Source organism: Streptomyces sp. NPDC088746, assembly GCF_044751065.1.
Taxonomy (GTDB): Bacteria; Actinomycetota; Actinomycetes; order Streptomycetales; family Streptomycetaceae; genus Streptomyces.
Window position 1 is genome coordinate 1,189,218 of the sequence record NZ_JBIVLA010000002.1, and the last position, 16,003, is coordinate 1,205,220.

General features: G+C 71.6%; 9 protein-coding genes. 3 read left to right on the forward strand and 6 right to left on the reverse strand.

Annotated features, from left to right (window positions below):
* Positions 1-210 precede the first annotated feature (210 nt).
* Positions 211-930, reverse strand: coding sequence for an IclR family transcriptional regulator (locus ACIP63_RS12985; RefSeq protein ID WP_401514405.1), 720 nt, complete (start codon positions 928-930; stop codon positions 211-213).
* Positions 931-1,254: 324 nt separating this feature from the next.
* On the opposite strand from ACIP63_RS12985, the gene ACIP63_RS12990 reads away from it, so the two are divergent.
* Complete coding sequence (locus ACIP63_RS12990; RefSeq protein ID WP_401514407.1) at positions 1,255-1,713, forward strand: hypothetical protein; 459 nt, start codon at positions 1,255-1,257, stop codon at positions 1,711-1,713.
* On the opposite strand, the gene ACIP63_RS12995 is transcribed toward ACIP63_RS12990, so the two are convergent.
* The 5 genes from ACIP63_RS12995 to ACIP63_RS13015 all read right to left on the reverse strand — a co-directional run bounded on the left by ACIP63_RS12995 (position 1,706) and on the right by ACIP63_RS13015 (position 10,470).
* Positions 1,706-2,338, reverse strand: coding sequence for a hypothetical protein (locus ACIP63_RS12995; protein WP_401514410.1), 633 nt, complete (start codon positions 2,336-2,338; stop codon positions 1,706-1,708). The two genes, ACIP63_RS12990 and ACIP63_RS12995, sit on opposite strands and share 8 nt — an antisense overlap.
* 149 nt (positions 2,339-2,487) lie before the next feature.
* On the reverse strand, positions 2,488-4,917 hold the full coding sequence (gene glgB, locus ACIP63_RS13000) for a 1,4-alpha-glucan branching enzyme (protein ID WP_401514413.1): 2,430 nt from the start codon (positions 4,915-4,917) through the stop codon (positions 2,488-2,490).
* A 49-nt stretch (positions 4,918-4,966) separates the two neighbouring features.
* Complete coding sequence (locus ACIP63_RS13005) at positions 4,967-6,409, reverse strand: maltokinase (RefSeq protein ID WP_401514416.1); 1,443 nt, start codon at positions 6,407-6,409, stop codon at positions 4,967-4,969.
* Between the two features lie 261 nt (positions 6,410-6,670).
* Complete coding sequence (gene treS / locus ACIP63_RS13010) at positions 6,671-8,377, reverse strand: maltose alpha-D-glucosyltransferase (RefSeq protein ID WP_104789243.1); 1,707 nt, start codon at positions 8,375-8,377, stop codon at positions 6,671-6,673.
* Positions 8,374-10,470 carry an alpha-1,4-glucan--maltose-1-phosphate maltosyltransferase gene (locus tag ACIP63_RS13015; protein ID WP_401514419.1) on the reverse strand — a complete coding sequence of 699 codons (2,097 nt, stop codon included), beginning with the start codon at positions 10,468-10,470 and terminating at the stop codon, positions 8,374-8,376. The genes treS and ACIP63_RS13015 overlap by 4 nt, the downstream gene beginning before the upstream one ends.
* A gap of 778 nt (positions 10,471-11,248) precedes the next feature.
* Between ACIP63_RS13015 and glgP the strand changes: the two genes are divergently transcribed.
* Positions 11,249-13,936, forward strand: a complete 2,688-nt coding sequence (glgP, locus tag ACIP63_RS13020) for an alpha-glucan family phosphorylase (protein ID WP_401514422.1) — start codon at positions 11,249-11,251, stop codon at positions 13,934-13,936.
* 188 nt (positions 13,937-14,124) lie between these two features.
* Positions 14,125-15,933 carry a SpoIIE family protein phosphatase gene (locus tag ACIP63_RS13025; protein ID WP_401514425.1) on the forward strand — a complete coding sequence of 603 codons (1,809 nt, stop codon included), beginning with the start codon at positions 14,125-14,127 and terminating at the stop codon, positions 15,931-15,933.
* Positions 15,934-16,003: the final 70 nt, after the last annotated feature.

Here is a 16,003-nt window from a genome sequence, read left to right on the forward strand (position 1 = left end):
GAGGACACGGCCGGCAGGGGGTGGGGTCCGGTCGCGAGTGTGGTGCGCGGGGTGGCGGCACGGCGGGGCACGCCCCGGTCGGGGGCGGCGGCGCCGGGGTGCCGCGATGGGTCGTGTCCAGCGGACGAGGGCCGGGACCGTGCGGGTGGGGCGGGTACTGCGTACGGGGCCCGGGTCAGGGCCCGGTGGTGCGGGGTCGGACGGCGGCGGTCACCTGCTCCCGGAGACGATCTTGGTGACGCGGGCGGCGCAGGCCACGGCGTCAGCCGCCGCCGCCTCGGCGTCGAAGCGGACCATGGGGCCGACCACGGACAGAGCCGCCATCACCCGGCGCCTCGCGTCGAGGACCGGGGCCGCCACGGCGACCGTCGGCTCCAGCCGGTTCGGCAGCGAGATCGCGTAGCCGAGCTCCCGGATGCGCTCCAGCTCCGCGTCACCGGCGGTCGGTACACCCGCCTCCCGCAGCGCCGCGAGATCGTGCGGCAGCGCCCAGGCGGTGAGCACCCGGCCGGAGGCGGTGTCGGAGATCGGCATCCGTGCCTCGATCCGGGAGTCGACGCGCAGCAGCCGGTCCACCTCGACCCGCTGCACGATCCGCGCCGAGTCACCGTCGAGGACGGCCAGGGACACCGTCTCGTCGACCAGGGCGGCCAGTTCCTCCATCGCCGCGGTGGCCCGGTGGCCGAGCCCGGCCTGGGCGAACGCGGCGTCGGAGAGCCGGGAGACACGGAGGCTGAGCCGGTAGGTCCCGTCCTCCGCCTGCTCGGCCCAGCCACCGGCGCAGAGCGTCACCAGCTGCCGGTGCACGTAGCCCCGGCTGCCGCCGGTGCGGCGGGCCAGCTCGGACACACCCACACCCTGCGGCTCGTCGGCCAGGGCAGCGAGGACCTCCAGCGTCTTGAGCGAGGAGGTGAGGATCTGGGTGGCCACTGTGCTGTCTCCTATAAGAGGACACTGTCTCCGATCGGGATGCGTCACTTAAACACCGCACTCGTCAGGCCGTCAATGGTTGCCGGGAGAAAAACAACAGACACACCATCAGGTGCGGTATTCACCTGCGTGTGCCTTTGATTTCATTCAGATGAGCGCATCTGGCTTACGAATATGAGGTTCCGACGAGTTCGGTGCGTCACCTCCGCGTGTCTTCCATACGGAGACGGCGCTGGGTCCGTGCCGCCCTGTGCGGCTGACTACGATCTTCCCGGACCCGGAACGTGCCGAGCGTGCCGGGGGACATCGACCATGGGGGAAGCAATGCGCAGGACACTTACCGCGACGGCCTTCGTTCTGGCGGCCGCTCTGCTGACGGGCTGCGGTGGTGACGCGGAGAAGCCGGCCGACGCGGGCAAGGGGAGCAGCCCCGCCGCTCAGGAATCGGCGAAGCAGGAGGAGGGCGGCGGAGGCGCCGTGGAGGAAGGCGCCTCGCACGAGGTGACGATCAAGGTCGAGGGGACGGGCAAGAGCAACGTCATGTACACCCTCGACGACTCGGACTTCGCGGAGGTGGACCTGCCGTGGACGAAGACGGCCACCATCGCTCCGCGGGGCGCGGAGCGCGAGGTCGGCCGGTTGGTCCTCGTCACGCCGGGCAACACGACCGCGGCCGACGGCATGCTCGTCGCGGCGGGGTGTTCGATCACCGTCGACGGTAAGACGGTCGTCGAGAACGAGGGTGGCGAGACGGGCAAGCCCTGCTCGTACACGCTCAAGTAGGCAGGGGCACGCGCTCAGTCAGGGGTGCGGGGTGCGCGGCGGCGGTCTCGCGACGTCCGTGCGATCTCGATGTCGGACCGAAGGGCGCTGAGGCGCACCGGACTTCGCGAATCGTCCAGCACGCCGCACGCAGCTGGTCGCCGATCCGTGGCGGCGGTACCTCCTCGGACCACCACGAGGGGTGCTTCGCCTGGTCGATGAAGCCCGGGACGGCCATCCCGGCCACCTCCACCGCGGAACCGGCCGGTGCCACCGCGGTCACGGTGACCTCGGCCTCCTGGTCGTTCACGAGCCGCGTGGAGACCGGCCGCCCGGCGGACCACGGGACCGCGGAGAGGACCGTCCCCTTGGTGAGTCCCGCGGCCGGTCCCCCGGAGAGCGTGACTCGGGCCGTGTGGGGAGGGTCCAGGAACGCGACCTCCCGCCCGTAGCACTCGATCCTGGTGACGGTGAGCGGGCCGGCGGGTGCGTGCCCGGCGGAAGCGGCGGGGGAGCGGAACGGCTGACCCGCCCGGGCCACTCCGCTGAGGCACCGGACGACGCAGACGACCCCGAGGTCGTCCCCGTACTCGACCTCGTGGATCCGCAGCGTGCAGCCGGGCTCGTGGACCGGCTCCGGTGCCACCGGCCGTTTCTCCGTGCTCACCGCGAGGACCGCCCTGAGGACGTGGCTGCTGATACACCCATGGCCGCAACGTAACGCACATGGGTGACGCGTCGACCGGGAGGGGGCGGTGCACCCGGACTCCGGGTGCACCGCCCCTTCCCCGTCCGTCAGGCCGGCCGCAGCCAGACCGTCGCCAGCGGCGGGAGCGTCAGCGTGATGCTGGTGTCCCTGCCGTGCGCCTGTACCGCCTCCGGCTTCAGCGGCTCCTCGTTGCGTACGTCGCTGCCGCCGTAGCGTGCCGCGTCCGTGTTCAGGACCTCGACCCAGGCCTCGGGACCGTCAGGTACGCCGATGCGGTAGTCGTTCCGCACCACCGGGGAGAAGTGGGAGACGGCGATCAGCGGTGATCCGTCCGCGTCGTAGCGGACGAACGCGAACGCGTTGTCCTCCGCGGCGCCCCCGTCGATCCAGCTGAATCCCTCCGGCGAGGTGTCCCGCTGCCAGAGCGCGGGCAGGGCGTTGTAGACCGCGTTGAGGTCCGTGACCAGCGAACGGACGCCCCGGTGGTCGCCGGAGGCCTCGTACGTCTCGTCGAGCAGCCACCAGTCCGGGCCGTGACCCTCGGACCACTCGGCACCTTGTGCGAACTCCTGTCCCATGAAGAGGAGTTGCTTGCCGGGGTGGGCCCACATGTAGCCGAGGTACGCGCGGTGGTTCGCCCGCCGCTGCCACCAGTCGCCGGGCATCTTGGTGACCAGGGCCTGCTTGCCGTGCACCACCTCGTCGTGCGAGATCGGCAGCACGTAGTTCTCGCTGTACGCGTACACCATCGAGAAGGTCATCTCGTTGTGGTGGTACTTGCGGTGGATGGGCTCCTTGGACATGTACACGAGGGAGTCGTGCATCCAGCCCATGTTCCACTTCAGGCCGAAGCCCAGACCGCCGTGGTCCGTGGCGCGGGTGACCCCGTCCCAGGCGGTCGACTCCTCCGCCATCGTGACGACGCCCGGGTTGCGCCGGTAGACCGTCGCGTTCATCTCCTGGAGGAAGGCGACCGCGTCCAGGTTCTCCCGGCCCCCGAACTCGTTCGGCGACCACTGGCCGTCCTCGCGGGAGTAGTCGAGGTAGAGCATCGAGGCGACCGCGTCGACCCGCAGCCCGTCGATGTGGAACTCCTCGCACCAGTAAGTGGCGTTGGAGACCAGGAAGTTACGGACCTCCTTGCGGCCGTAGTCGAACTCCAGGGTCCCCCAGTCCGGGTGCGCGGCCCGGTTCGGGTCGGAGTGCTCGTACAGCGGGCGGCCGTCGAATTCGGCGAGCGCCCAGTCGTCGCGCGGAAAGTGCGCCGGCACCCAGTCCATGAGGACGCCGATGCCCGCCGCGTGCAGCGCGTCGACCAGGAAGCGGAAGTCGTCCGGGGTGCCCATGCGGGACGTCGGCGCGTAGAAGCCGGTGACCTGGTATCCCCAGGAACCACCGAAGGGGTGTTCCGATACCGGCATCAACTCCACGTGCGTGAAGCCGAGTTCACGTACGTAGGCGGGGAGCTGGGAGGCCAGCTGGCGGTAGCTGAGCCCCGGCCGCCAGGAGGGGAGGTGGATCTCGTAGACGGAGAACGGGGACTCGTGGACCGGCCGGTCGCCCCGGTGGGCCATCCAGTCCGCGTCCTGCCACGCGTGGCGCGAGGCCGTGACCACCGAGGCGGTGGCGGGCGGGACCTCCGTGTGCCGGGCCATCGGGTCGGCGCGCTGGGTGTGAGACCCGTCGGGCCGGCAGATGTCGTACTTGTAGACGGCGCCCTCGCCGACACCCGGGAGGAAGACCTCCCAGACTCCGGTGGAGCCGAGCGAGCGCATGGGGAAGGCGGTGCCGTCCCAGTAGTTGAAGTCGCCCGTGACGCGGACCCCGCGCGCGTTCGGCGCCCAGACGGTGAACCGGGTGCCGGACACCCCCTGGTGCTCCATCGGCTGTGAGCCGAGCGCCTTCCAGAGCTCCTCGTGCCGGCCCTCGCCGATGAGGTGCAGATCGAGTTCGCCGATGGCGGGCAGGAAGCGGTACGGGTCGTCCACCTCGATCGTGTTGTCGTCGTACGCGACCTGGAGACGGTACCCGTCCGGCACGGCGGGCAGCGGCAGGATCCCCGAGAAGAAACCGTCGCCGTCGCTCTGCAGCTCGGCCCGCTTGCCCCCGGCCAGCACCGTCACCGAGCGGGCGTAGGGACGCAGCGCCCGGAACAGCACTCCGCCCGACGTCGGGTGCGCGCCCAGGAGCCCGTGCGGATCGTGGTGCTCACCGGCGAGCAGCCGGCCCCGGTCCGCGTCGTCCAGGGCGGTGGCGGGCAGCACGTTCTTGCTTCCTCCGCCGCGCCGGGGACGGGGCGGGGCGCCGGTGGCCGCGGCCGTCGTCTTCCTGGCCCGGGCGCGCTTCACCGGGGGCGGCGGGGGCGCGTCCGGGGGTGCGTCCACGGGCGCTTCGGCGGGGACGGGTGCCGCGGCGGGTGGAGCCGCGGGGGCGGTGACCTCGGTGGTCACCGGCTTGGCGGTGGGAGGGACCTCGATGGGATCGGAGGACTTGCGGGACGGCTTGCGGGCGGTCACAGAGACTGCCTCCTCGGAAGGCTCGGGGGGTGAGTGGTGGGAGCGGAGGTCACGCGGTCGTGCCGGCCAGGCGCTGGATGGCGGCCATCGGGACCGGCAGCCAGTCGGGGCGGTGGCGGGCCTCGTACAGCACCTCGTACACCGCCTTGTCGGTCTCGTGGGCGCGCAGCAGCTCCGGCTCGGCGCGTGGATCGGAACCCGCCGCGCGGGCGTAGCCCTCGCAGTACGCGGCACGGCAGCGGGCCGCCCATTCGGGGTTCCACGGGTGGTGCGAGCGGGCCGCGTAGTCGAAGGACCTGAGCATCCCCGCGACGTCACGCACCGTCGGCTGCGGGGCGCGCCGTTCGGGCAGCGGCCTGGCCGGCTCGCCCTCGAAGTCGATCAGCGACCAGAAGCCGTCCTCCGCCCGCAGCGTCTGGCCGAGGTGCAGGTCCCCGTGGATCCGCTGCGCCGCCCAGCCGCACTCCGTGTCCCCGAGCGCCGCGACCGCGTCGAAGGCGGTGCGCAGCCCCGGGACGTACGGGAGGAGGGCCGGGACCGCCTGGGCGGCGGCCTCCAGCCGCTCCACCATCCCGGCCACCAGGTCCCTGGTCCGGTCGTGGGCCAGGGGCGGCGTCGGCAGGGCGGCGGCGAGGGCGATGTGCACCTCGGCGGTGGCCCGGCCGAGCGCGTGCGCCTCCGGTACGAAGTCCTGACCGGCGGCCAGAGCGGCGAGCGCCAGCTGCCAGCCGTCCTGAGCACCGCGCAGGAACGGTTGCAGCACCCCGAGCGTGAGCGGCTCCGGGCTCGTCGTCGCCTCGAACCAGGCCACCGGGGCGGGAACCCGGCCGCAGCCCTCGCGGCCGAGCGCGAGCGGGAGTTCGAGATCGGGGTTGGTGCCGGGGAAGACCCTGCGGAAGATCTTCAGGATGAAGGCGTCCCCGAAGACGAGCGAGGAGTTGGACTGCTCGGCGTCCAGGACGCGCGGGGTGAGCCCCGGCGGGATGGGTTCCGCCCGGTCGAAGCGGAGAGGGCCGAGGGAACCCGGGTTACGGAATCGTTCCAGCAGGAGGTCGGCGACGCGCGGGTCGTGCAGCCCCTCGTACAGGGTGCGGCCGGCCAGCGGCCCGTCCGTGACCTGCCCGATGCGGGCTCCGGCCAGGCGCGGGGGCAGCGTCGTGCGCACGCCGAGCAGCAGCTGGTAGCAGTCGCCCTGGGCAGGCGCGGGGCGGCCGCCCGGCTGGTGCACCCGGACGAGCAGGTGCAGCAGTCCGGGGCCCGAGCCCGCCGCGTCCAGAGGCAGTATCTCGGTGGCGGCGACGAGGGAGAAGCCGGTGACGTCCTGTCCCTTGCCCGCGAACCAACGCTGCCGGGGCACCCACTCGTGGAGCAGCGGGGCGAGCGACGGCAGCAGGGCGGTTGTGCCCGTGGTGCTCGTCGAATGTCTTCTTGTCGTCTTTCTCGATGTTGTGCTCTTCGCCAGGGCGACTCGAGTGGATGCAGCCTCCGACATGGCATCGCGTCCTTTCCCCGGGCACACCACAGGATGCGAAGAGTGTCCCGGATTGCGGCAATGGCTGTCCGGCTGTGCGGGACGTGTCGGGTGAGGAAAAGTCCGTATGGACTCGATCAATGCTCGATCAATGGGCCACAAGTGCCCGGAAGAGCCAGGAACTGCTCGATATCGGGGAGAGTGCCCCGTGCGGGGCGGCGGAAACCGCCCCGCGGGTGGCGCCCCGGAGGTGAGGCGCCGTCAGTCGTCCGCCGTCTCCGGTCAGCCGACCGGAGCGTCCTTCCGCAGCCGGAACCAGTAGAAGCCGTGCCCCGCGAGAGTCAGCAGGTAGGGCCACTGACCCACGGCGGGGAAACGCACCCCGCCGATCAGCTCCACCGGATGACGCCCGTCGAAGGCCCGCAGATCGAGCTCGGTCGGCTGCGCGAACCGCGAGAAGTTGTGGACGCACAGCACGAGGTCGTCCTTGTACTCGCGGGTGAACGCGATCACCGCGGGGTTCGACGACGGCAGTTCGCTGTACGAACCGAGACCGAAGGCGGGGTTCTGCTTGCGGATCTCGATCATCCGCCGCGTCCAGTGCAGCAGCGACGACGGCGAGGCCATCGACGCCTCGACGTTGGTGACCTGGTAGCCGTAGACCGGGTCCATGATCGTGGGGAGGTAGAGCCGCCCCGGGTCGCTGGAGGAGAAGCCGGCGTTGCGGTCGGGCGTCCACTGCATCGGGGTGCGCACGGCGTCACGGTCGCCCAGCCAGATGTTGTCGCCCATCCCGATCTCGTCCCCGTAGTAGAGGATCGGGGAGCCGGGCAGGGACAGCAGCAGCGCCGTGAACAGCTCGATCTGGTTCCGGTCGTTGTCCAGGAGCGGCGCGAGGCGCCGGCGGATGCCGATGTTGGCCCGCATCCGCGGATCCTTGGCGTACTCCGCGTACATGTAGTCGCGCTCTTCGTCCGTGACCATCTCGAGCGTGAGCTCGTCGTGGTTGCGCAGGAAGATGCCCCACTGGCAGCCCGACGGGATCGCCGGGGTCTTCGCCAGGATTTCCGAGACCGGGTAGCGGCTCTCACGCCGTACGGCCATGAAGATGCGGGGCATCACCGGGAAGTGGAACGCCATGTGGCACTCGTCGCCGCCGGCCGTGTAGTCGCCGAAGTAGTCGACGACGTCCTCCGGCCACTGGTTGGCCTCGGCCAGCAGCACGGTGTCCGGGTAGTTGGCGTCGATCTCCTTGCGGACCCGCTTGAGGAAGCCGTGGGTCTCCGGGAGGTTCTCGCAGTTCGTCCCCTCGCGCTGGTAGAGGTAGGGCACGGCGTCGACGCGGAAGCCGTCGATGCCGAGGTCCAGCCAGAAGCGCAGGGCCGAGATGATCTCCTCCTGCACCGCCGGGTTCTCGTAGTTGAGATCGGGCTGGTGCGAGAAGAACCGGTGCCAGTAGTACTGCTTGCGGACCGGGTCGAAGGTCCAGTTGGACGTCTCCGTGTCGACGAAGATGATCCGCGCGTCCGGGAACTGCTTGTCGTCGTCGGCCCAGACGTAGTAGTCGCCGTACGGCCCGTCCGGGTCGGTGCGGGACTGCTGGAACCAGTCGTGCTGGTCGCTCGTGTGGTTCATGACGAAGTCGATGATCACGCGCATGCCGCGCTGGTGCGCGGCGTCGACGAACTCCACGAAGTCGGCGAGGTCGCCGAACTCGGGCAGCACGGCCGTGTAGTCGGATACGTCGTAACCACCGTCGCGCAGCGGCGACTTGAAGAACGGCGGCAGCCAGAGGCAGTCGACGCCCAGCCACTGCAGGTAGTCGAGCTTGGCGGTGAGGCCCTTGAGGTCACCGACGCCGTCCCCGTTCGAGTCCTGGAAGGACCGTACGAGTACCTCGTAGAAGACGGCGCGCTTGAACCAGTCGGGATCGCGGTCCTTGGCGGGAGTGTCCTCGAACAGGTCGTGGACAGGCTCATTGACGATCATGGTGTGGGTGACCCTCCGGTCGGCGGGGACGGTCGCAGGACCGCGATGTGCGCGGGTGTGACACCCGGCTCCAGACGCACATAGAAGGCCCTGCCCCAGTGATAGGTGTCGCCGGTGAGCTCGTCGCGCACCGGCACGCTCTCGTGCCGGTCGAGGCCGAGATGCGGCATGTCCAACGAGACCGTGGCCTCCTGGGTGTGGTGAGGGTCGAGGTTGACGACCACCAGAACGATGTCCGAACCCGAGCGCTTGCTGTACGCGATCAGCGCCTCGTTGTCGACCGAGTGGAAGTGGACGTCGCGCAGTTGCTGGAGCGCCGGATGGCGACGCCGGATCCTGTTGAGGGAGGTGATCAGGGGAGCGAGCGAGCGGCCCTCACGTTCCGCCGACTCCCAGTCCCTGGGCCTGAGTTGGTACTTCTCGGAGTCCTGGTACTCCTCGCTCCCGGGACACACCGGGGTGTTCTCGTACAGCTCGAAGCCCGCGTACACGCCCCAGGAGGGGGACAGGGTCGCGGCCAGCACGGCCCGGGCACCGAAGGCGGGACGGCCGCCGTCCTGGAGGTAACCGGGAAGAATGTCGGGCGTGTTCACGAAGAAGTTGGGCCGCATGTACGAGGAACTCTCGCCCGAAAGCTCCGTGACGTACTCGGTGAGTTCCTGCTTCGTGTTACGCCAGGTGAAGTACGTGTAGGACTGCTGGAAGCCGACCGAGGCCAGTGTGCGCATCATCGCGGGGCGGGTGAAGGCCTCGGCCAGGAAGATCACGTCCGGGTCGGTGCGGTTGATGTCGGCGATCACCTTCTCCCAGAAGACCACCGGCTTGGTGTGCGGATTGTCGACGCGGAAGATCCGTACGCCGTGCTCCATCCAGTACCGCAGGATGCGCACGCTCTCCGCGACGATCCCGGGCAGGTCCTTGTCGAACGCGATCGGATAGATGTCCTGGTACTTCTTGGGCGGGTTCTCGGCGTAGGCGATGGACCCGTCGGCGCGGTGGTGGAACCACTCCGGATGCTCCGTCACCCACGGGTGGTCCGGGGAGCACTGGAGGGCGAAGTCCAGCGCGATCTCCATCCGCAGCGTGCGGGCCGTCGCGACGAAGTGGTCGAAGTCCTCGATCGTGCCGAGATCCGGATGGACGGCGTCGTGCCCGCCGTCCGCCGAACCGATCGCCCAGGGCACTCCCGGGTCGTCCGCTCCGGGGGTGAGGCTGTTGTTGGGGCCCTTGCGATGGGTGGTGCCGATGGGGTGGATCGGCGGGAGATAGACGACGTCGAACCCCATCGCGGCGACGGCCGGAAGCCGCTCGGCGGCGGTCCGGAACGTGCCGCTGAGCATCCGGGGAGCCGGCGGCGGGAGCTGCTCCGTGACAGCCGCCGGAACCTTCCTGCGGGTGGCGGCCGTCTTCGCGGTCTTCGTGGCCCGGGGCTTCCGGGCGGGCTTCGGGGGCTCCACCGGCTCCGGCCGGGCGCCCTCGGAGCGCGGGAACATCTCGTACCAGGAGCCGTACAGGGCGCGTCGGCGCTCGACGGTCAGCGGCAGCGGCCGGGACGCGGTGACCAGTTCGCGCAGGGGGTGGCGGCCGAGCGCCTCGTCCACCTCGGCGGTCAGCGCGGCGGCGAGCCGGGAGGCCGCCGGGCGCTTCGTGTCGCGCAGCGCGTCGACGGCGGCCAGCACCGCCTCGCGGCCGTCCTTCTTGGGCACGCCCTCGGCGGCGCGGGCGTACAGCTCGGCCCCCTCCTCCAGGACCAGCGCGGTGTCGATGCCCGCCGGGATCTTGATCCGCGCGTGCGAGCGCCAGGTGGTGACCGGGTCGCTCCACGCCTCGACGGTGTACGTCCAGTGCCCCTCCGACCCCGGGGTGACGTCGGCGCCCCACCGGTCCGTGCCCGGTGCCAGCTCGCGCATCGGCGTCCAGGGTCCGGGCCGTCCGCTCGGGTCGCACAGGACGACATTGGCGGCCACGGCGTCGTGGCCCTCGCGGAACACCGTGGCGCTGACCTCGAAGGTCTCACCCGCGACGGCTTTGGCGGGCCGTCTGCCGCAGTCGACGAGCGGACGGACGTCCAGGACGGGAATGCGACCGATCATGGAATCACCTGGGGGTCGGAGCTCGGCATGCACGGCGCGCGACGTGGGCGTGAAGGGCTGACCGCGCGCGCCGCGATGGTGGGGTTGCGTCCTTTGTAGCTGCTCGGTTGTCGGCTGGCGGGCTGTGGGCATGGCCGCTCCTGTCCGCGTTCACTCGAATGGCACTCGAATGGCAGGCGCGCGGCGGATTCGTGCTCCGACCGGGGCACCTGGGATGTGCAGCGCGGGGGTCTCACCTGGTGCGCGATGGAGAGCGGGCTCCCGACGCTCGCTGATCCGCTCTCCATCGCGCACCAGGTCGTTCCCGAGGGAGCCTTCCCACCGTTTTCGAGTGGCCAACCCGGCGGTGTGTTAACTCCTGGGTGCAACCGGAGCACGCGCTGTGGGCCGCGCGCCGGTCCCCCGGCCGACGAGCGGGCACCCCCGAAGCCTTCCCTGAGGTGTGGGGTGCCACAAGTCCGCGTGAGGTGAGGAAATCAGCCATATCGCCCGTGACAGAAGGGTACGTAACTGGCGCATCTGGCCCATGGGGCGAGAGGGGCCCGAGAGACCGGCGGGACCCCGGCGACAGGAGGTGTCCAGGGGCCGGCTGAGGGAGGGCGCGCGCGGTGCAGCGCGGGGGACGGGAGCGGGCGGACCGCACCGCGCCGTACGCACTGAGCCGGTCGCGCGCCGTGGTCGCGTACGGCGGCACACCGCTACCGTCGAGGGTGACGGAGAGGGCGCCCACCGTCGTGCGTCCCCTCGGATCCGTACGTCCCCTGTAAAGGTGGGATACGTGAAGGCCATTCGTCGATTCACCGTGCGTCCCGTCCTCCCCGAACCCCTGCGACCGCTCAGCGACCTCGCCCGCAACCTGCGCTGGTCCTGGCACACCGAGACCCAACAGCTCTTCCAGGCGGCCGACCCGGAGGGCTGGCGGCCCGCGGACGCCGACCCCGTGCGTCTGCTCGGCGCCGTCTCCGCCGCACGTCTCGCCGAGCTGGCCGGGGACCAGCACTTCGTGCGCCGGCTCACCGAGGTGTCCGAGGGCCTCCGGGACTACCTCGGCGGCCCGAGGTGGTATCAGAACCAGCTCTCCCAGGGCGCGGAGCTCCCCGCGGCCATCGCCTACTTCTCACCCGAATTCGGCGTCACCGCCGCCCTGCCCCAGTACTCGGGCGGGCTCGGCATCCTGGCCGGCGACCATCTCAAGGCCGCCAGCGACCTCGGCGTACCGCTCATCGGGGTGGGCCTGCTCTACCGGCACGGCTACTTCCGCCAGAGCCTGTCCCGGGACGGCTGGCAGCAGGAGCACTACCCCGTCCTGGACCCCAACGAGCTGCCGCTCACCCTCCTGCGGGAGACCGACGGCACCCCCAGCAGGGTGGTCCTCGCCCTGCCCGGCGGCCGGTCCCTGTACGCCTCGGTCTGGCAGGCCCAGGTCGGGCGCGTCCCCCTGCTGCTCCTCGACTCCGACGTCGAGGAGAACGCACCGGGCGAGCGTGACGTCACCGACCGGCTCTACGGCGGCGGCAGCGACCACCGGCTGCTGCAGGAGATGCTGCTCGGCATCGGCGGGGTGCGCGCCGTGCGCACCTACTGCCGGCTGACCGGGCACCCGGCCCCCGAGGTGTTCCACACCAACGAGGGGCACGCCGGATTCCTCGGCCTGGAGCGGATCCGGGAACTCTCCGAGACCGGTCTGGACTTCGACGCCGCCCTGGAGGTCGTACGGGCCGGCACCGTCTTCACCACGCACACCCCGGTACCCGCCGGGATAGACCGCTTCGAACGGCAGCTCGTGGCCCGTCACTTCGGTGACGACGGCGAGCTGCCCGGGGTCGGCGTGGAGCGGATCCTGCGCCTCGGGATGGAGACCTACGCCGGAGGTGAGCCCGACCTCTTCAACATGGCGGTGATGGGGCTGCGGCTCGCCCAGCGCGCCAACGGGGTCTCCACCCTGCACGGAGCCGTCAGCCGGGAGATGTTCTCCGGGCTGTGGCCGGGATTCGACCCTTCCGAGGTGCCGATCACCTCGGTGACCAACGGGGTGCACGCCCCGACCTGGGTCGCGCCCGAGGTCCTCCGGCTCGGCGCCGGCACGTTCGGCTCCGAGCGCGCGGAGAACGCCCTCGCCGGAGCCGAGGTCGGCATCGCGTCCGGCGCCGACGGCGGGACGGCGGGCGCGGGGGGCACCCCCAGACGCTGGGACGCCGTGACCGCGGTCGGCGACCGGGAGATCTGGGACCTCCGCAGAGGGCTGCGCGAGCAGCTCGTCACCGAGGTGCGCAAGCGCCTCTACGCCTCCTGGCGCCGTCGCGGCGCCGGCACCGCCGAACTGGGCTGGATCGACGGGGTGCTCGACCCGGACGTGCTGACCATCGGCTTCGCCCGCCGGGTGCCCTCGTACAAGCGGCTGACGCTGATGCTGCACGACCGGGACCGCCTCCGCGAGCTGCTGCTCCACCCGACGCACCCGATCCAGATCGTCGTCGCCGGCAAGGCCCACCCGGCCGACGACGGCGGCAAGCGGCTCGTCCAGGAGCTGGTGCGGTTCTCGGACGACCCGAGGGTGCGCCACCGCATCGTCTTCCTGCCCGACTACGGCATGGGGATGGCCCAGAAGCTCTACCCGGGCTGCGACGTCTGGCTCAACAACCCGCTGCGCCCCCTGGAGGCCTGCGGCACCAGCGGGATGAAGGCGGCGCTCAACGGCTGCCTCAACCTCTCCGTGCGCGACGGCTGGTGGGACGAGTGGTTCGAGCCCGACTTCGGCTGGGCGATCCCCACCGCCGACGGCTCCGCCACCGACGAGGAGCGGCGCGACGAGCTGGAGGCCAACGCCCTCTACGCGCTGATCGAGGACCGGGTCGCCCCCCGCTTCTACGACCGCGACGCCGACGACCTGCCCCAGCGGTGGATCGAGATGGTCCGCCGCACCCTGGTCACCCTGGGCCCCAAGGTCCTCGCGGGCCGCATGGTGCGCGAGTACGTCGAGAGGCTCTACGCCCCCGCGGCGCAGTCGCGCCGGGCGCTGGAGCCGGCGGCCGCCCGCGAGCTCGCCGCCTGGAAGGCCAAGGTCCGCGCGGCCTGGCCGCAGGTGGCGGTCGACCACGTGGAGGCCTCCGCCGACACGGTCGTCGGCGGCTCCGCCGAGCTGGGGTCCACCCTGGCGCTCCGGGTCCGGATCGCTCTGGGCGGCCTCGACCCGGAGGACGTGGAGGTGCAGGTGGTCGCGGGCCGGGTCGACTCCGGGGACGCGATCGCGGAGGCCCAGACGTACCCGCTGAAGCCGGCGGGCGGTCACGACCTGGAGGACCGCTGGCTGTACGAGGGTCCGCTCGCCCTCGACCGTACGGGCCCCTACGGCTACACCGTGCGCGTCCTGCCCTCGCACCGGCTGCTCGCCTCCGGCGCGGAGCTGGGCCTGGTCGCGGTGCCGAACGCGTCCACGGGCGACGGCGGCGGGGTGCTCCTGCGCTGACTCCCCCCGCTCACGGTGGGCCCGGCGTGTCCGTGCGCCGGGCCCACCCGCGTGTCCTGCGGTCCGCCTGGTACCGGCAGGGGTGCATCGGGCGTGATCTCGCTAACATGACAGCCCTGCCGGTGTGGCCCTGAAGCCACCGACACGACAGCGAGGCGTCCCACCGGGCGCGAGTGGAGGTCAGCACGGTGAACGGCGGAGGCCGAGCGAGACGCCTGACCCGTCGGCTGGCCGCGCAGAACGGCACCTCACGGCAGTTGCACATCCGCCGGCCGGAACCCGCGGGACCGCCGAGGGGCGACCGCTTCACCACCGCGGCCCGGATGCGCTGGCTCAACGAGGCGAGCACCCGGATCGGCACGACGCTCGACCTGGAGCGGACGGCCAGCGAGCTGGCCGCGTTCAGCGTGCCGCGACTGGCCGACGCCGCCGCCGTCGATCTGCTGGAATCCGTGCTGCGCGGGGAGGAGGGCGAGCGCGTCACCGGCGCGGCGGTGCCCGTCACCCGCGCGATGGCCGTGCGCGCCATCCAGGCGCTGGACGAGCTCGAACCCGCCCCGGTGGGCGAGGTCGTCGACCGCCGGGAACGCCGCGAGACGCTGCTGACCACCGAGTGCCTGCGCAACGGCCGGCCCGTGCTGGTCGGCCGGATGACCCCGGAGGACTACGAGCGCGTGGCGCCGACGCCCAGCGCGGCGGAGGCGATGCGCCGGCAGGGGGTCCACAGCTACATGGCCGTGCCGCTGACCGCCCGCGGGGTCCTGCTGGGCTCCGCCGACTTCGTACGCGCAGGTGACAGCCCGCCCTTCAACCGGGCCGACCTGGAACTCGCGCACCAACTGGCCTCCATGGCCGCGGTTTTCATAGACAACGCCCGGCTCTACGGACGCGAGCGCGAGCATGTCGTCTCGCTCCAGCGCTCCCTGCTCCCGCGCGCCACACCGCACACCCCCGGCCTGCGGGTGCACGCCCACTACGCGCCGGCCGTCGACGCGCACGGGGTGGGCGGTGACTGGTACGACGTGGTCGCGCTCCCCAGCGGGCGCACGGCGCTGGTCGTCGGCGACGTCACCGGGCACGGCCTGCCCGCCGCCGCCACGATGGGCAGGCTGCGGACCGTCGCCCGTACGCTCATGATGCTGGACATCGCCCCCGACCGGCTCCTCGCCCGGCTGGACCTGGCCACCCGCGACCTGGAGGACGACCAGGTCGCCACGTGTCTGTGCGCGGTCTACGACCCGGCGGACTCCAGCTACACGATCGCGAGCGCCGGCCATCCGCCGCCGCTGCTCGTCGAAGCGGACGGGACCGCCCGCTATCCCGACGTGCCGGTCGGAGCACCGCTGGGTGCCGGGGTCATCCCGTACGACCCGCTGAGACTGCGCGGACCGGCCGGCGGACGGCTCGTGTTCTACACCGACGGGCTGATCAAGACGCGCACCGACGACGTGGACGTACAACTGGAGGGGCTGCGCGCCTCCGTGGCGGCGATGGCGCCCGAGAAGCTCGACGCCGGAGGCCCGCTCACCTCGCCGCGGCAGGACGACGGCCGGTTCGACGAGGCGGTGCTGCTGGTCGCGGGGGGCCACGAGCTCGCCCCCGACGTCCGGTTGCGGGAGTGGGACCTGCCCACGGAGGGCAACCCCGCGTCCACCGCCCGCAAGCTGGTCACCGAGCAGCTCGCCCGGTGGGGCCTGGACGAACTCGCCGATGTGACGGAGCTGGTGGTCAGCGAACTGGTCGGCAACGCCCTGCGCTACGGCGGCGGGCCCGGCCGGCTCAGGCTGCTCTGCGACGAGCGGCTCCAGGTGGAGCTGGCCGACACCGGGCCCGACCTGCCGCAGATCCAGCACGCCGACCTCAGCGACGAGGGTGGCAGGGGGCTCCAGCTCATCAACCTGCTGTGCCGCAGCTGGGGTTCGTGCCGGACGGCGACCGGCAAGATCGTCTGGGCCGAGCAGAACCTCCCCGGCCGGGACGCGAACTCCTCGCACTGACACGCGGAACAGCCCCGGGGAGGGTGCTCCCCGGAGCTGTTCCACTGCTGCCGCGCGCTCCGTGGCGACG